The following is a 17,248-nucleotide window of genomic DNA, read 5'->3' as shown; positions in this document are numbered from 1 at the left end:
AAGCTCGGCCGGTGGCTAGCGGAGCTTGCCGATCAGGGGGCCGGCCGGCAGGGCCCGGGGGGTCTCGTCGAGTTTGGCCTGGATGCGGGCGGCGGCCGGGCGGTCGAACCCGGTGTAGATGATCACGGCGTCCCGCCAGGCCTTGCGGGCGGTGCCGGGTTCGCCCAGGTGCTGCCAGGAATCGCCGAGGTGGTCGAGGACCACAGCCTCGAAGTGACGGGCACCGGCTTCCCGGAACAGGTCGAGGCCGGCGGTGTAGTGGGTGATGGCCTCGGAGTAGTCGCCCTGCCGGTGCAGGGTATAGCCGAGGCTGTCGAGGGCGGCGGCCTCGCCGTGGCGGTCCTCGAGTTCCTGGAAGAGGCGCAGCGCCTGCCGGCAGTAGGGCAGCGCCGCGGCCGGGTCGCCCATCTCGCTGAGCAGGTTGCCGATCGCGTTGAACGCCATGGCCTCGCCGAGGCGGTGGCCCATGTCCTGGTAGAGGTCGAGGGCCCGCCGGCTGTGGTGCAATCCTTCCTCGTAGGCGCCGAGGCGTTCGGCTACCCAGCCGAGGTAGAGCCGGACGTCGCTCTGGCCGTAGCGGTTGCCGGTGCGTTCGAACAGATCGAGGGCGTGCTGCAGCTGGGTACGGGCGCCGTCGTCGTTGCGGAGCAGGTTGAACGCGCGGCCGAGGCTGTAGTGGGCGTGCGCGCCGGCGACCGGGTCGTGCAGGGCGGCGGCCGCGGTGACCGCCATCCGGGCGAAGACTTCCGCCTCCGCCCAGTGGCCGAGCCGGTCGAAGAAGAATTCCAGGCTCCAGACCAGCTGCCAGGTGTGCCGGTGCTGCCCGGTCGCGGCGGACTGGCGCAGGATCTCGCGCAGCACGAGATGCTCGTCGTGGAACCAGGCTAGTGCCCGGGGCCGGTCCGCGATGGGTTCCACGGTGACGCCCGGTTCGGCCGGCGGGAGTTCGACCGGGACGATGGTCCGGGAGTACCGGGCGGCGGCGTCCGCCGCGGTGTGCAGGTAATGGTCCTGGACGCGGCGGCGGGCGGCTTCCCGCTCCCCCGGCTGGTCGATGTCCTCGGCGAGCTCGGCGGCGTACAGCCGGAGCAGGTCGTGCAGCACGAACCGGCCGGGCAGGTGTTCGGTGACGAGGCAGGCGTGGGTCAGCTCGGCGATCAGGACGCGGGCCCGCCGCACCGGGATCCCGGCGAGGCTGGCGGTCGCCGCCAGCGAGATGTCCGGGCCGGGGTGCCCGGCCAGCACCCGGAACAGCCGGCCGGCGTCCGGGCCGAGCGCCGCGTAGGACCAGGAGAAGACCGCCCGCAGGTCGGTGCCGGTGCCGGGGACGCGCAACGCGTCGAGCCGGTCCGCGGTGGTGCCGAGCTCCTGGGCGACGGCCGTCAGCGTGAACGAGGGGTTCATCGCGGCCCGGGCGGCGATGACGGCCAGGGCGAGCGGCAGCCGGCCGCACCGGGCGGCGATCTCGTCGACCGCGCGTGGCTCGCGGGCGACCCGGTCGGCGCCGAGGCGGTGGGTGAGGAATTCCCGGGCCTCCGCGTGGGACACCAGGTCCAGGGTGAGCGGGGCGGCGCCCTCGGTCGCGACCAGTGCGGACAGTTGGTTGCGGCTGGTCACCAGCACCAGGCAGCCGGCCGACCCGGGCAGCAGCGGCCGGACCTGGTCGGCGTCGCGGGCGTTGTCGAGCAGGATCAGCATCCGCCGGCCGGCCAGCATGCTGCGGAAGAGTGCCGCCTGGGCCTCCAGCCCGGCGGGCACCGCCACGACGCCCAGTGCCTCGAGGAAGCCGTGCAGCGCCACGGCCGGGTCGAGGGCCGGGCCGGACGGGTCGAACCCGCGCAGATTCACATACAGCTGGCCGTCGGGGAACCGGGCGGCGACCCGGTGGGCCAGGTGCACCGCCAGTGTGGTCTTGCCGATCCCGGCCATGCCGCCGATCGCGCTGATCAGCACGGTGCCGGGACGTTCGGCGGCGCCGGAGAGCAGGGCGAGCAGCCGGGCGAGTTCGTTCTCCCGCCCGGAGAACGCCGGCAGATCATTCGGCAGCTGCGCCGGAACGGGCGAGGTGGGGGCGGCAGAGATGCGGGCGGCGGAAGGCTGGGCGGCAGAAGGCTGGGCGGCAGAAGGCTGAGGGGCGGAAGGCTGGGCGGCAGAAGGCTGGGCGGCGGAAGGTACGGGCAGCGGCTCACCGCTGAGCACGCGTTCCCCCGCCGCGGCGAGCTCCACGCCCGGGTCGACGCCGAGCTGGGCGGCCAGCCGGGACCGGGACCGCCGGTAGGCGTCGAGCGCCTCGGCCTGATGACCGGTGGACCACAGGGCGAGGATCAGCCGGGCCTGTAATGGTTCGTCCAGCGGGTACAGCTCAGCGAGGCCCTGCAGCTCGGTCAGCGCCGGCGTCACCGTGCTGGCCCGCAGCGCCACGTCCGCGAACTCCTTGACGGCGGCGAGACGTTCGCGGTCCAGTGCGGCGAACACCGGATGGCCCTGTGCCTCGGCGGGCAGACCGGCGGCGGCCGGCGCCCGCCACAGTGCGAGCGCTTCCGCGAAGGCCCGCACGGCCCGCGCCGGGTCGCCGTCGCGGTCGGCCGCCCGGGCGTCGCCGAGGGTCTCCCGGAACCGCAGCAGGTCGAGGCTGCCGGCGTCGACGTCCATCCGGTACGTGCCGGCCTCGCGCAGCAGCACCCGGCCGGCCTGCCGCTCGGCCAGGCCGGGTTCCAGGATCCGGCGCAGCGTGCCGATGTGCCGGTGCACGATGTTGACCGCGCTCGTGGGCGGTTCCTGGCCCCACAGCAGGTCGACGGCCGCACCCAGGGACACCGGCTCGCCGGCGTGGGCCAGCAGCAGGGCGAGCAGCAGCCGCTGCTGACGGGGGCCGACCTGCACCTCGCCGTCGTCGAGCCACACCCGCACCGGTCCCAGCACACTGAAGTACAAGCCGTCCCCCTCCCCGGGTCGGCTTACATCATTGCTCGTCGCGCCGCCGCCGACGACAGTCACCGCCCGTGATCACAAGACGGAAAGCCGACATCATCCGGTACGCCGTGAGCACCCGCCCGCATCGGTGGCACTCCGAGATGGCGGTGGTACTCACGGGTGAACCCCAGCGCCGGAGCGTCAGTTCTCGGCCTTCTCGGTGGAGAACGCCCGGGCGAGGACCGCGGCGATCGCGACGCCGACGATGGCGATGCCGACCTGGACGGCGAGGACCAGCCAGTCGAACGTGCGGCCGGCGACGTCGAGCAGATGGTCGCTGTGCAGGTTCCAGCGGTCGGCGGCCCAGGTGCCGGCCACCGCGGCGCCCATGCCGATCAGCACGGTGAGGATCACGCCGATGCGCTGACGGCCGGGCAGCAGGATGCGGGCGACGACGCCGATGATCGCGCCGAAGATGACGGCGGCCACATAGTCCTGTGCGTGCATAGAATGCACCTCCCGGCTTCGATGATCGTCGGTGCTGTCCATGCCCGCCGGCCGGGAGGGCTCAAACGTCGTCGCGCGGCGCCGGCAGGACCCGGGACATCGCCGAACGGACCGCACCCGGGGTGATGCCGTACTCGCGGGCGAGTTCCGCCGCCGGCAGGCCGGTCTCCAGCATGGCCCAGCCCCGTTCGGTGGCGAGGACCCAGCGGGCCAGATCGGCCAGCGCCGGGGCGAGCCGCCCGCGTTCCAGCGGGTCGGCCTGGGCGAACGCGGTCAGCGCGGCGATGAGCCGGTCCACGGTGGGCGGCCGTTCGGCAGCGTGGTCGGCCTCACCGAGCGCCGTGCCGAGCAGCTGGTCACAGCTGGCCGCGAGCCGGTGCGCGGCGGCGTGCAGGCGCAGGGCGTCGGCGATGGCGGGGTCGGTGACATGGCCGAGGTCCCAGGTCAGCTCGTTCATGACCTGGTGCGCGCGGGCCGGCGTGGAGGAGTCCATCACGGACGAGGGTAACCAGCCGGGCCGCGCCTATGCGGGGCCGCTCGGCACAGGGCCGCCCGGTGCCGGGACGTCGGGGACCGGCGGGAACTCCCCGGCGGAGTCGGCGAGGGCCTGCCGCAGGGCCAGGCGGTGCCGGCGGCGGATCTCGGCGCGGCGGAACTGCAGGCGGTCGTCGTCGGTCTCCGGCAGCAACGCCGGCACGCCACGGGGTTTGCCCTCGTCGTCGACCGCGACCATGACCAGGTGCGACGTGGCCACCGTGGTCGCCGGGACGGCCCGGTCCCACCGGTCGGCGGTCACCTTGACGGCCACCTCCATCGAGCTGCGGCCGGCCCAGGTGATCCGGGCCTGCACGTGCACGACGTCACCGACGCGGACGGCCTGCAGGAACGCGGTCTCGTCCATGGCCGCGGTGACGGCGGGCCCGTCGGAGTGCCGGGCCGCGACCACCCCGGCCACGGAGTCGATCAGGAGCAGGATCCGGCCGCCGTGCACCGTACCCATGAGGTTGGTGTCGTGCTGGTCCATGATCTGTGACAGCGTCACCTCGGACGCCGACGGCGGGCGCCCGTCCCCGACTGCATGCATGCGCCCAGCGTCGCAGCCGGCGATTGCCGCGAGTGGCGCGACAGACCCGGAAGTGACCCAGATCGCCTGAACGCGGGATCAGGCGGCCGGCCGCAGCGACCAGCGGGTCCGGTCCGGGGTGTCGCGCAGCACCACGCCCACGGCGGTCAGCGCGGCACGGACGTCGTCGGCGCCGGTGAAGTCGCCCGCGGCGCGCAGCCGGTCGCGCCAGGCCACCAGCGGATCGACCACCGGGGCCAGGACCGTGACGGGGTCGGCGAGGCCGCGCTGCGCGACCCCGGCCAGCCGTACGATCAGCGTCCGCAGCACCGCGGCGGCCTGCACCGCACCGTCGTCCTGTTCGGTGTCGGCACTCCACTCGCGTACGGCCACCTCGAGGTCGAGCACCGCCTGACCGAGGCCGGCCGCGTCCCGCCGCGCGAGCGCCTCCTCGAACCGCCGCTCGCACCGCACCGCGATCTCGCTGACGGTGACCGTCGCCGCGGCCGGGGGCGGCGCCGACCGGATTGGTGCGGCCCACGTGCCCGGGTCGCCCCGGGTCAGCGCCCGCAGGTGGGTCAGCGTGGTGACGGTTCCGGCGGGCAGGACGGTGCCGGCGCCGGAGCGGCGTACCGTCACGCGGCCCCGGCCGACGACCTCGAGGGCGCCGGTGTCCTGGTCGATGATCATCGCGGTGTGTTCGTCGACGCCGAGCACCGCGGCCTCGGCCGGCAGCATCGCCTCCATCGTGCGCAGGCGGCGTTCGCCGAGGTAGCAGAAGCGGGTGTCGTGGGTGCCGCCCTCGGTGTTGTCGTAGTGCGGGATCACCGCGACCGGCAGGCCGAGCCGGCTCATCAGGTCCAGCCCCGCGACCCAGTGGGCCGGCGCGCCGACCTTGTAGATCTCGTAGACGGGGACCGCCCACCGGCCCAGGGTCGCCGCGGCCGCCGAGGCCAGCACGGTGACGCCGCCGGGCCGGGCCAGGCGGTCCCGCAGTGCCTGCCCGACCGGGTGGGAGCGCCAGCAGTCCATCGCATAGGTGGGGCTGCCGGGGCCGGAGAACACCCAGTCCGCGGACCGTACGGCCGCCAGGCCCCGATCGGTGTCCGGCGCCGGGTCCACCGTGCGGAGCCCGGGCGCGACGGCGACGTCGAGCGAGACACTCGTGGCGAAGTAGCCGCACGCCTTCGCGGAGATGTCGGCGACGTTCTCCTGGAAGCCGTAGGGCGTCTCGAGCAGGATCGCGGACGCGCCGGCCGGCAGCGGTGCGGCGAGGCGGCGGTGGACACTGACCATCGTCGGGCTGGTCTCGCCGGAACCCATGATCGCCAGCAGCGTCATCTAACCCCTCGCACGTGTGGTCTGTTGCCAATGCTTGGCAATTGCTACACCATGGCTGAGTGGATCTTCGTCATCCGTCGGCAACGCCGCCGACCGCCGATGAGCCGATCGTGCCAGGCTCCGCCGTCGTCGTCGAGACCTTTGTATTGGGTAGCGTCGATGCCCAGGTCACCTATCGCGCCGCGCGGCGCGGGCTGTCGGGCGGCGAGCATCCCGACGCCGCGGCCCGCGAGCTGGCCGGCGTGGGCCCGGACGGGCTGCTGCACTCCACGTCGTGGCGCTTCGCCGAGGGGCGGATCGTGCTGACGTACGCGGCCCTGCCGGATCCCGAGCCGTGGACCGCGACGGTGCTGCGCGGGGCCGGGCGGCCGCCCGCCGCGGGCGCGGACCCGCTGACCCCGTCACCGGAGCGCGTCGGGGACGCCGATGTCGTGGCGCACGCGTGCCGGCATCTGGCGTTCCTGCACGGCACGGACCCGGTCGTCGCCGCGACCGCCGAGCAGCACCCGGCGCTGTGGGAGCTGCTCGATGCCCATCGCCCCACGGTCGCGGGCGCGTTTCAGGAGAGGTAGTCGCGCAGGGCCTGGGAACGGGCCGGGTGCCGCAACTTGGACATCGTCTTCGACTCGATCTGGCGGATCCGCTCGCGGGTCACGCCGTAGACCTGGCCGATCTCGTCCAGCGTGCGGGGCTTGCCGTCCTTGAAGCCGTAGCGCAGCCGGACCACGCCGGCCTCGCGCTCGGTGAGCGTGGCGAGCACCGACTCCAGCTCGTTCTGCAGGAGACTGAAGCTGACCGCGTCGAGCGCGACGACCGCTTCGCTGTCCTCGATGAAGTCGCCGACCTGGGCGTCACCCTCGGAACCGATGGTCTGGTCGAGCGAGAGCGGCTCCCGGGCGACCTGCTGGATCTCCAGCACCTTCTCCGGGGTGATGTCCATCTCCTTGGCGAGCTCCTCCGGGGTGGGCTCGCGGCCCAGGTCCTGGTGCAGCTCACGCTGGATGCGGCCGAGCTTGTTGATGACCTCGACCATGTGCACCGGGATGCGGATGGTGCGGGCCTGGTCGGCCATGGCGCGGGTGATGGCCTGGCGGATCCACCACGTCGCGTACGTCGAGAACTTGAAGCCCTTGGTGTAGTCGAACTTCTCCACCGCGCGGATCAGACCGAGGTTGCCCTCCTGGATGAGGTCCAGGAACGCCATGCCACGGCCGGTGTAGCGCTTGGCGAGCGAGACGACGAGGCGCAGGTTGGCCTCGAGCAGGTGCGACTTGGCGCGCTCGCCGTCGCGGGCGACCCACAACAGGTCGCGCTGGCGTTCGCGGGCGATCTCACCGCTCTCGCCGGTCTCGGCGGCGCGCAGGAGCTCGGTGGCGTACAGGCCGGCCTCGATCCGTTTGGAGATCTCGACCTCCTGCTCCGCGTTGAGCAGCGGGACGCGGCCGATCTGCTTGAGATAAGCACGGACGGCGTCCGTCGACGCGACGAGCTGCGCCTCGGCGCGAGCCTGCACCAGCGACGCGGATTCCTGCTCGTCCCAGGCGAAGTCGCCGGAGTCGGCGTCGGGCTCAGGTGCGGAGCCCGTGGGGGGATCGGTGTCGGTCGAAGCGTCGGTACCTGTGACGGTCATGGCCACTCCCAGGATGGTCTCGCAGGGCATCGCAGGAGCGCGACTTCCCGCGGAGAGGCCACCTCGTGCTCGGCCGGGCGCACGAGCACGCCCATTGTAGCCGCTCCGACCCCGGTTCCCGCACTCCAGCGGGCCGGTGAGAACGATTCAGGGCACAGCTTCATGACAGATGCCGGTGATCGCCGTGGGAAGCACCTACGCCGATGGAGCGGGATAGAAGTAAACAATCCTCGTAGATCCGTTCGGCCGTCGGATCCGTGTACTGCCCCAGCGACCCGTGAACGGCGGGCCGCCCGGACGCAGGAGATACACGTGGCGCGCAAGAGAACGACCCGCATGCTCGCAGTCGGGGCAGCCCTGGTGGCAGTGGTGGCCGCGACGGTGACGACCCAGTTCGCATCGGCGGCCGACGGCGACGAGGTGGTCACCGCCTCGATCCAGGTCGACGGCGTCTTCGACGGTGGCGGCAAGCGCTTCATCGGCGGCGGCGACCTCGGCGACGGCGGCCAGGCCGAGGGCCAGGACGCGCTGTTCGAACTCGCCGACGGCGCCACCCTCACCGATGTCGTGCTCGGCTCCCCCGCCGCCGACGGCGTGCACTGCGCCGGCAGCTGCACGCTGCGCGACGTGACGTGGGAGGACGTCGGCGAGGACGCCGCCACGTTCCGCGGCTCGAACGCCACCGTGCTCATCGAGGGCGGATCGGCGGCCAGTGGCACCGACAAGGTCTTCCAGGACAACCGTACGGCCGGCGGCTCGGTCACCATCCGCAACTTCGCGGTCCGCGACTTCGGCAAGTTGTACCGCTCCTGCGGCAACTGCGACGAGCAGGCGGCCCGGACGGTGACCATCGAGAACGTGACCGCGACCGCCCCGGGCAAGGTCCTGGCCGGCGTCAACGCCAACCTCGGCGACCGGGTCACCCTGTCGGACATCACCATCACCGGATCCGGCGCCGGGGACGTGCACGTCTGCGAGCTCTTCGAGGGCAACGACACCGGCGCGGAACCGGTCAAGATCGCCACCGAGCCCGACGGCACCACCTGCGTCGCCTCCGGCGTCACCGTTCAGTAGCTCCACCGGGCGGTAGCTCAACCGGGCAGTAGTCCTACCGGGCAGCAGTCCTATCGGCCCGGGCCGCCGCGACTCATCGGGGGCCCGGGTCCAGCAACTCCGCCAGGTGCACCGCCGGGCCGGTCAGCGCGGCAATCGCGTCCGGCTCCATCGGGCCATCATCGCCGAGGCCGGCAAACCGTCAGCGGCGGGCCAGGCGGCGTTCCCCGGCCGCACCCGTCACGTACGGGATCTCGTAGTGGGCGAAGACCGCCGGCTCCTCGGCCGCGGTCAGCTCACCGTCGGTGTCGATGTGCGGCGCGTCGCCGACGAGCTTCTTCGCGTAGCGGACCCGGACCGCCTTGGGCGTCACGGTCGCACCGGCCAGCGGCACGAACACCAGCCGGGTCCGGCCCAGCATGCCGACCTTCACGGTGGCGAACGCCGGCTCGTCGGTGGCGGTGTCGACGTACACCGCCTCCAGCTCGCCGATCTTGCCGTCCTCGGGGTCGATGACCTTCTCGCCACGCCAGTCACGGAGGTTCTCTGCGGGAAACATGCCCAGCGAGTGCCCCGCGCCCCACCTGCCGAAACCGTCTCAATCACCACCGTGTGCACCGAACCCGGGATGGGCCTCGAGCCACGCCGTGTACCTCGGCCGCTGGTCGAGGATCCCCCGGTACGACTGCACCGCCAGGCCGAGCACGTCCGGTGCGGCGGCCACCGCGGCGCCCGCCGGGTCCCAGCCGAGCAGATGCCGCCACCGCAGCGGGGAACCGGCTATCGCGACGGCCGTGACGCCGGGCACGTCACGTACGGTGCCCTGGCAGAGCGCGACCGCGGTCCCGGCCGCGACCAGGTCGAAGACACCGCCCACGTCCATCTCCAGGCACGGCTGCGGGGCGAAGCCCGCCCGGGCGCACGCCGCCGCGAAGCAGGCGGTGAAGCACCCGTCCCCGGGCGCGGCCGCCCACCGCTCCCCGGCCAGGTCCCCGAGCGGGATCTCGGCCCGCCCGGCCTGCGGGTGGGCCGACGGCAGCAGCGCCCATACCGGATCGACGCACACCGTGCGCCACACCAGCCCGTTGCCCGGCATGGGTACCGACTCCCCGCACGACCCGACCAGGGCGAAGTCGAGCCGGCCGGCGCGCACGAGGCCGGCGATCTCGTCCGCCGACCAGGTGGCGTGCACGGTGATGTGCGACTCCGGCCGGTTCGCGGTGAGCCGCTGCACGAGGCCGCCGGTCACCGGGCCGTTGGTGGCCCCGATCCGGAAGCTGGCCACCCGGCCGGCCCGCACCATGCCGCTCGCCTCGGTCTGCAGCTCGTGCAGGGCCGGGATCAGGATCCGGGCGCGGGCCAGCACCATGTCGCCCAGCGGGGTGGGCCGCACGCCGCTGCGCTCGCGGACGAAGAGCGCGCCGCCGAGGCTCCGCTCGATCCGCTGCAGTTGCGTGGTCAGCGCGGGCTGAGCCACCCGCAGCACCGCGGCGGCCTTGTTCACACTGCCCGCGTCGGCGATCGCCCGCACGACCCGGAGATGACGCAGATCGATGTCCACCGATCGACCGTAGGCCGTCCGCCATGACCGCCGTAAGTACACGCATGTGAAATCAAGGCGTCCCGCCCACCTCACCACCCCTGGGCATCCTAGGAGGATAGGCTGACATCAGCCCGTCCCGGCGAGGACGCGGCCGATCAGGACGACCACCGCGAGCACTCCGGCCCCCAGCACGACCGCCGCCGCGGACAGCCCGGCGAGCAGCCACCGGCGCCGGTCCGGGACGGCGGCGGCGGCCGGACGGCTCTGCGACAGCAGCACCCGGAGCAGGTCGTGCGCTCCCGGGCGCCGCAGCGGGTCCTTGTCCAGGGCCCGCTCGACCAGGGCCCGCAGGTCACCGTGCAACCCGTCCAGCTCCGGCGGCTGGGTGAGGATCCGCATCCCGGTCGCCATCGGCGAGTCGCCCTCGAACGGGGTGGTCCCGGTCGCGGCGTACGCCACCAGGACCCCCCACGCGAAGATGTCCGCCGCCGGCGTCACCGCCTGCCCCTTCCTCGCCTCGAAGCGTTCCGGCGCCATGTAGGCGACGGTGCCGACCATCTGATCGGTACGGGTGTGCGCGCTCGTCAGCTCCACCGCCCGGGCGATCCCGAAGTCGATGACCTTCAGCCCGCCCACGGCGAACAGCACGTTGCCCGGCTTGAGGTCCCGGTGGATGACCCCGGCACCGTGGATGGCAGCCAGCGCGGTGGCCACCCCGACGGCGAGGTTCACCAGCTCGGCCCCCTCCAGCGGACCCCGTTCGCGGACCACCTCGTCGAGGTTCGGGCCCTTGACGTACTCGACGACGAGGTAGGGCGTCTCGTGGTCCGGATCGGCGTCCAGCACCGCCGCGGTGCAGAACGCCGGGACCTCCCGGACCCGGTTCACCTCGCTGCGGAACCGGGCCCGGTACTCCCGGTCCTGGATGAACTCCGGGCGGATGACCTTGATGGCGACCGGCCGGTCACGGCTGTCGTGCCGGCCCAGGTAGACCGCACCCATCCCGCCCTGGCTCAACCGCGCCACCAGCGTGTACGCGCCGAGCCGGACGGGGTCGGTGGGCAGCAACGGCATCGGCACGGCTAACCCACCAGCTTCCAGCGCTGGTCGCGGGCGGTGTCCTGCCTCGGCCACTGCTGCACGTCGTAGCCGTTCCAGCTGCCGTTCGGCGGGGGCACGTCGTCGCCGTGCAGGTCCATCAGCCGGCCCGAGTGACGGTTGGTGACGAAGAGCTCCCCGTCGCCGGCGTCCTCGAGCGTCCACTGCTGGTTCTCATCGGATGCGTCCGTGGTCTGCACCACGATGAGCGCGTACTCGTCCATGGAGGCGTTCTCCACGGCCAGTGACATGCCCGAGAGCTTGTTGGTGATGACGACGTGCTCGCCGTCCGGCGCGGCCGAGACGGTCCACCAGCGGTCCTGCGACTCCTGGTCCTGCCACATCTCGACCTTGGTGCCGGAGGCGAGCGACGCGACGTCGTCGCCGGGCATCTGGATCACGGCGCCGGCGTGGACGTTGCGGATCAGGTACGCCCGGGTGGGGTCGTACAGCTGCGGTGCCGCCGGGTTCCCGGGTTCCGGGGCGGCCGGCGACGACGTGGTGGTGGTGACCGGTTCCGGGGGCGCCGGTGACCTCGGCTTCCCGGCCGCCGGTGAGCTCGGCGCGCCGGTCGACGGGGTGCCCGGCCGGGCCGGGGCGCTCGGCTTCGGTGCGGTGCCGCGGCTCTTGGTGAGGCGGGTGTCCTTCTCGTACTCGGGAACGTGGCTCAGGACGGCGGTGGCGAACTGCGGCACGGTGGTCAGCGGCAGGCCACCGGCCAGGCGCACGGTGTCCGCACCCCACTGGAACGCGCCCAGTGCCAGCGGGTAAGGGTCGCCGCCGAACCCGGAGAACTGGCCGCTCAGGTCGCACATGGCCGTACCCAGCACCGCGATGGCGTCACCGGCGTCGTAGACCGACCGCGCCGGGCTCGCGTACTGCTCCCACAGCTGCGCGCCGAACTGGGCGATGCCCTGGCCCCGGTCGGTGCGCAGGTTGGCGTCGAACGTCGACGCCGCGCGGAGCTGGGCCGCCAGCCGCGCGGGCGTGACGCCCGGGCAGATCCGGCCGCTCTCATTGAGCGCGGCGATCAGCTCCCCGGGCACCGCGAAGGTGCCGGTGGCCGGCGCGGCCGGCACCGACGCGATCGCCTCCCGCGAGAACTGCCCGCTACCGGCGTACCAGGCGGCATAGCCGGCGGCCCGGTCCACGAACGCCCGGTCGGCCCCGGGGACCCCGCCGGCGTCGACGACCGCGGTGATCCCGCCATGCTGGGCGGCCACCGCGAGCTGCCACAGGTCACCCTCGGTCCCGGCGGCCCGGATCCGCCCGGCCAGCGCGCAGGTCTGGTGGGCCAGCGCGAGCACCGTGTCGGCCGGGTCCGCGATCCGCGCGTCACGGCGCGGCTTCCACGTCTTCCAGTCCGCGTCGCTGATCAGGCCGGCCGGCTCGTCCCCGGACCTGTCGACGCTCAACGCCATGAGCTGCCCGGCCAGGCGGGGCGGGGTGAGCAGCGGGCAGGAGAGCGCCGCGGTCACCACCGCGGGCAGCTGCTCGGCGGACAGCGGCCGGCCCTCGATCTTCTCCGCGTTGGCGATGGCCGGTGCCACCTCCCAGGCCACGCCGGCCAGCAGCAGGAGCACCACGCCGGTCGAGATCAGCTGCAGGCGTCCGCGCCGGGTGGCCGTCAACCGGCCCCAGGCGCGTACCGGATCGGGTCTTGTCACCGTGCTCATTTCTTCTCGGGGTGGGTCGTCGCCCCGGCCCGCAGCAGCCGCCGGATCCGGACGATCAGCGCGATGAGCGCCCCCAGCAGCACCAGGCCGAGCAGGGCGAGCAGGAGCAGCTGCGGGAGGACGGAACGGGGCTCGGTCTCGGGTGGCGCGGCGAGCCTGCCGTCCACGGTGATCGCGGCGGCGAGTGCGGCGGCCGGGGCGAGCAGCCCGGCGCCCCCGCCGGGTGAGGCGGCGGTCCTCCTGATGTGGTCGACCACCGCGGCGGCCGGCAGGCCCGGGTACGCCGACCGCACCAGGGCCGCCTGACCGGCCGCGAACGCCACCGCGTACCGGTCGCCGGAGACCAGCACCTCGCCGGTGCCGGTGATGCCGAGCGACCGGACCTTCTCGCCGGGCGCCAGCACGTCCACCGTCCCGGACCGGTAGGCCCGCGCCGGCCGGCCGGCCTCGTCCACGCCACCCACCCGCAGGACACCGGCCGGGACGAGCGCGGACGCCGGGTCGACCGGCGCCGAGCCCAGCGGCGCGGCCATGACCACGACGACGTCATGGCCGACCGCGTCCTGGATCGCCCGGGACACCAGCGGATCCCCGGTGTCCACGTAGGATCCGATGGCGATCACGGTCGCACCGGCCGCCACCGCGGCGGCGATCGCGGTGGCCGCGTCGGCGGCCGGCACCGACGTCCCGGTCGTCACCACCCGGACCGGCATCACGGTGGCGTCCGGGGCGATGCCGGCGAGTGCGCCGTCCTTGCCGGGGCGGGCCACGACGATGGCGGCCATGGCGGTGCCGGTGCCACGGCAGTCGGCGTCGCCGCGACCGGTGCCGGAGACCACGTCGGTGCCCTGCGACACGTGGCCGGTCAGCTGCGCGACGGTGCGATCGGTGCCGGAGTCGATGACGGCGACCAGTTCGCCCGCGCCACGGCTGCTGGCCCACGCCTTGCCGGCGTCGAGCTTCGCCCGGGCCCAGTCGGGTTGCGCGCCGGCCCTGGTCACCTTCGCGCAGCTGTCGCCGTACGTGACGGTGGTCTTCCTGGTCGTGGTCTTTGTCTTCCTCGGGGCGGTCGCGGGTTTCGCCGGCAGTTCGCCGTAGTGCACGCCCTCGCCGGCCGCGTCCCAGGGCAGCACCAGCGACCAGCCGGCCTTCAGGTGGTCGCCGCTGGTGAGGCTGCTCCCGTCGGCCTGCCGCCGGCCCACGTTCAGGTTGAAGATCTCGACGGCCCGGTCGCCGGCGCCGAGGAACCTGGCGGCGATCCCGGACAGGTCCTCCGGCCCCGCCACCACCGTGTAGTACGGGACGTACGCGGGACCGGTCGCGGCGGCCGGACCCCCGGCCGACAGCACCAGGCCAACCGCCAGCACCGCCGCGACCAGGGCCGCCATCCGCCTCCCGGGGCGGAGTTGGTCCACTGTCTTCACTGCCTGCGGTCCTCTCGGTCGTCCGGGCGCGGCGCACCCCGTCTGCACGACGGGAACGGGCGGCGCCGCGTTCAGCCGGCGACCGGAAATTTTCTTCGGCTCAGGGCCGGGCACCCGCCCCGTCCGCCAGGAACACGCGGACGTCGGCCACCTCGTCGGCGTGCAGCTCCTCGAACCGGGCGAGCGCACGGCGGGCCAGCGCGGCGGCGGCCGCCGGCTCGCGACCACCCACCCGCGCCAGCCCGAACAGCGCGTGACCCTCGTGGTAGCGGTCACCGGCCTCCTGGCTGATCCGCAGCGCCTCGCGGTACGACCGTTCGGCGTCCGCGAGCTGCCCGAGACCGGAGCGGGCCAGCCCGATACCGAGCAGCAGGTGCGCCTGGAGCATCGGGCTGTGACAGCGACGGGCGTACTCCAGACCGGACGGGCCGTACCGCAGCGCCTCGGTCCCGCGGCCGGTCTCGGCGTGCAGCCGGCACAGGACGGCGTGGATGCTCGCCAGGTAGTAGTCGATCCCCACCGCGCGGGCCAGGTCCAGCGCCTCGGCGGCCGGGCCGGGCACCGCGCCGTAGTCCTTCGCCTCGAGCAGCGCGAGCGCCAGCACGATGAGCAGCATGACCCGGTAGCGCCCCTGGTCCGGCGCGGTGACGAGCGCCAGGCCGCGGTTCAGGTGCCGGACCGCGGTCCCGGTGTGCCCCAGCCGGGAGTACGCGAGACCACGGTGGCCGTCCATGATCGCCCGGCCGACGTCGTTGCCGCTCACCTCGGCCGAGCGGTACGCCAGGCGCAGCACCTCCAGCCACTCCAGCGGCTGCCCGGCCATGTAGAAGTACTCGAAGATCAGGCTGACCAGGTGCCACGTCGGCCCGTGCAGCCCGTGGCGGTGCGCCGCGCCGACCAGCGCGACGAGGTTCTGCCGCTCCGCCGCGCACCACCGCAGGAAGTCGCGCTCCTGCACGAACACGGTCGGCGGGACCTCGCTGTACGGCGCCTCGGCCGGGAACCCGCGGGCCACGACGCCGACCTCGTTCCGGGTCAGCAGCGTGAGGCGGTACCACGACAGCACCCGGGACAAAGCCGCCTCCCGATCGGCTGGAGTCAGCTCGCGGGCCAGCTCCACGGCGTACGCGTGGGTGAGGTCGTGGATCCGGAACCGCTCCCCCTCCTGGTCCAGCAGGCTCAGCTCGGCGAGCCGGCCCAGCAGGTCGGCGCCGCGGACCACACCGGTGCCGACCAGCGCGGCCGCGACGCGCGGGGTGACACTCGTGCCGGGCAGGACGCCGAGCAGCCGGAACGCCTGGGCCTCGGCCTCGCTGAGCGCCGCGACGGACCAGGACAGCACCCCGCGGACGGAGCAGAGCGGATCATCGGCGAGCTGCAGGGCGTCCAGCCGGTGCCGGATGTCCTCGAGCTGACCGGCCAGCTCCTCCAGGCGGGTCGCCGGTGCGGACCCGGCCTGCTCGGCCGCGATCTGCAGCGCGAACGGCGACCGGTCGCACAGCGCCGCGAGCCGGCGGGCGGAATCCGGCTCGGCCCGCACCCGGTCCGCCCCGATCGTGATGCCGAGCAGGTGCAACGACTCCGGCTCGCTGAGCGGGCCGAGCGTGATCCGGCGGGCACCGTGCCGCACGACCATGCCGGACAGGCGGTTGCGGCTGGTCACCAGCACGAGGCAGGTGGGCGTGCCCGGCAGCAGCTCCTCGATCTGGGCGGCCGACTCCGCGTTGTCCAGCAGCACCAGGAAACGTCTGCCGGCGACCCGGCTGCGCCACAGCGCGACCCGTTCCTCGTGCGTGCCGGTGACCTGCCGGACGCCGACCGACGTCAGCAGGAACCGCAGCGCGGTCTCCGCGGTCAGCGCGGCCCGGGCCGGGTCGAAACCCCGCAGGTCGAGATGGATCTGCCCGTCGGGGTAGCTGTCGCGCAGCAGGTGCCCGGCACGGACGGCGAGCGCGGTCTTGCCGATGCCACCGACGCCCACGACCAGCACGATCCGCCGGCGCGGCTCGGCATCCCCGGCGGCGCCGCGCAGCACCGTGAGCAGCTCGGCGTCGCGCCCCACGAACACGTCGCTGTCGTGCGGCAGCTGTGCCGGGCCGGCCGGGCCGCCGGTCACCGGGGCCACCGCACGGCGCCGGTTGTCGGCCAGGATCTCGCCGTAGACGGCCTCGGTGGCCGGTGACGGGCTGATGCCCAGGTCGGCGGAGAGCACCCGGCGCAGGTCGTCGTACTGGGCCAGGGCCTCGCCGGTGCGCCCGCTGTGGTGCAGCACGGTCATCAGCGTGCAGCGCAGCCGTTCGTCCAGGGGATGCGCCGGGATCTCGGCGAGCAGCCGGCCGGCCGCCTCGGGCAGCAGCTCGGGCGGGACCAGCTCGGCGTGCTCGACCACGAGCCGCAGGCGCAACCCGTCGAGCCGGTCGCGCGCCCGCTCCACGAACGGCCCCGTCACGCCCGCCAGCAGCGTCCCCGGCGGCCAGCTGTCCAGTGCGGACCCGTACGCGGCGAGCGCCGCATGATCGCGCGGAGCCGTCCGCGCCCGGTGGGTCAGGTCCTCGGCCCGGGTGACGTCGAACATCACCCGGTCGATTATCAGGCCGTATCCCGCCCGGCCGGTGACCAGCACACCCTCCCGTGGTCCCAGCGCCCGGCGCAACGCGGAGACGTACGTGTGCAGGCCACCCGCGGCCGTCCGGGGTGCCGCCTCGCCCCACACGGCCTGGATCAGCTCGGCCCGCGACACCACCGTGCCCGCCGACAGCGCCAGCACCGCGAACGCGGACTGCTGCTTGGGTGGACCGAGGTCGATCTCGGCGCCCCCGACGTACCCGCGGAAGGCACCGATCCCTTCGATCCACAGCTCAGGCCCCACCGTCACCACCGCACTCCCGATCCGTCCGGCATGCCGTCGAACGGCGGTAACGGTACGTCCCGCCCGGGTGCCGGGCGATCGCGGGAACCGTCGCCGCACGTCACCGCCCGTATGGAGCCGAACTGGAGCGA

13 protein-coding genes and 1 pseudogene are annotated in these 17,248 nt (G+C 73.7%); 2 read left to right on the top strand and 12 right to left on the bottom strand.

Annotated elements, in window-relative coordinates; all coding sequences use genetic code 11:
- Positions 1–15: 15 nt before the first annotated feature.
- From ACIA6A_RS39125 to ACIA6A_RS39105, 5 genes are all read right to left on the bottom strand, one after another.
- A complete protein-coding gene (locus ACIA6A_RS39125; protein ID WP_396103180.1) occupies positions 16–2,934 on the bottom strand; it encodes an AfsR/SARP family transcriptional regulator in 2,919 nt (972 codons plus the stop codon).
- A gap of 180 nt (positions 2,935–3,114) precedes the next feature.
- Positions 3,115–3,420, bottom strand: coding sequence for a GlsB/YeaQ/YmgE family stress response membrane protein (locus ACIA6A_RS39120; RefSeq protein ID WP_396103178.1), 306 nt, complete (start codon positions 3,418–3,420; stop codon positions 3,115–3,117).
- Positions 3,421–3,481: 61 nt separating this feature from the next.
- On the bottom strand, positions 3,482–3,913 hold the full coding sequence (locus tag ACIA6A_RS39115) for a hypothetical protein (RefSeq protein ID WP_396103177.1): 432 nt from the start codon (positions 3,911–3,913) through the stop codon (positions 3,482–3,484).
- A 30-nt stretch (positions 3,914–3,943) separates the two neighbouring features.
- A complete protein-coding gene (locus tag ACIA6A_RS39110; RefSeq protein ID WP_396103176.1) occupies positions 3,944–4,504 on the bottom strand; it encodes an acyl-CoA thioesterase in 561 nt (186 codons plus the stop codon).
- Between the two features lie 78 nt (positions 4,505–4,582).
- Positions 4,583–5,824, bottom strand: coding sequence for a hypothetical protein (locus tag ACIA6A_RS39105; protein ID WP_396103175.1), 1,242 nt, complete (start codon positions 5,822–5,824; stop codon positions 4,583–4,585).
- A 59-nt stretch (positions 5,825–5,883) separates the two neighbouring features.
- Between ACIA6A_RS39105 and ACIA6A_RS39100 the strand changes: the two genes are divergently transcribed.
- Positions 5,884–6,396, top strand: a complete 513-nt coding sequence (locus tag ACIA6A_RS39100) for a hypothetical protein (RefSeq protein WP_396103174.1) — start codon at positions 5,884–5,886, stop codon at positions 6,394–6,396.
- Here ACIA6A_RS39100 and ACIA6A_RS39095 read toward each other — a convergent pair.
- Positions 6,384–7,373: pseudogene (locus ACIA6A_RS39095) on the bottom strand (RNA polymerase sigma factor); the annotation flags it as partial. The gene ACIA6A_RS39100 and the pseudogene ACIA6A_RS39095 overlap by 13 nt on opposite strands.
- A 393-nt stretch (positions 7,374–7,766) precedes the next feature.
- On the opposite strand from ACIA6A_RS39095, the gene ACIA6A_RS39090 reads away from it, so the two are divergent.
- Complete coding sequence (locus tag ACIA6A_RS39090; protein ID WP_396103173.1) at positions 7,767–8,528, top strand: pectate lyase; 762 nt, start codon at positions 7,767–7,769, stop codon at positions 8,526–8,528.
- A 181-nt stretch (positions 8,529–8,709) separates the two neighbouring features.
- Here the strand turns inward: ACIA6A_RS39090 and ACIA6A_RS39085 are convergent, their stop codons facing one another.
- From ACIA6A_RS39085 to ACIA6A_RS39060, 6 genes are all read right to left on the bottom strand, one after another.
- A complete protein-coding gene (locus tag ACIA6A_RS39085) occupies positions 8,710–9,066 on the bottom strand; it encodes a PRC-barrel domain-containing protein (RefSeq protein WP_396103172.1) in 357 nt (118 codons plus the stop codon).
- 39 nt (positions 9,067–9,105) lie between these two features.
- Complete coding sequence (locus ACIA6A_RS39080; protein WP_396103171.1) at positions 9,106–10,068, bottom strand: LysR family transcriptional regulator; 963 nt, start codon at positions 10,066–10,068, stop codon at positions 9,106–9,108.
- 108 nt (positions 10,069–10,176) lie between these two features.
- Complete coding sequence (locus ACIA6A_RS39075) at positions 10,177–11,124, bottom strand: serine/threonine-protein kinase (RefSeq protein WP_396103252.1); 948 nt, start codon at positions 11,122–11,124, stop codon at positions 10,177–10,179.
- 8 nt (positions 11,125–11,132) lie between these two features.
- On the bottom strand, positions 11,133–12,815 hold the full coding sequence (locus tag ACIA6A_RS39070) for an RICIN domain-containing protein (RefSeq protein ID WP_396103170.1): 1,683 nt from the start codon (positions 12,813–12,815) through the stop codon (positions 11,133–11,135).
- Between the two features lie 5 nt (positions 12,816–12,820).
- Entirely contained in the window at positions 12,821–14,248 is a 1,428-nt protein-coding gene (locus ACIA6A_RS39065) for a S8 family serine peptidase (protein WP_396103168.1), read from the bottom strand.
- Between the two features lie 100 nt (positions 14,249–14,348).
- Entirely contained in the window at positions 14,349–17,123 is a 2,775-nt protein-coding gene (locus tag ACIA6A_RS39060) for a BTAD domain-containing putative transcriptional regulator (RefSeq protein WP_396103167.1), read from the bottom strand.
- Positions 17,124–17,248: the final 125 nt, after the last annotated feature.

Source organism: Actinoplanes sp. NPDC051494, from assembly GCF_044454705.1.
Classification (GTDB): Bacteria; Actinomycetota; Actinomycetes; order Mycobacteriales; family Micromonosporaceae; genus Actinoplanes.
This window is presented reverse-complemented; position numbering and strand designations above follow the sequence as displayed.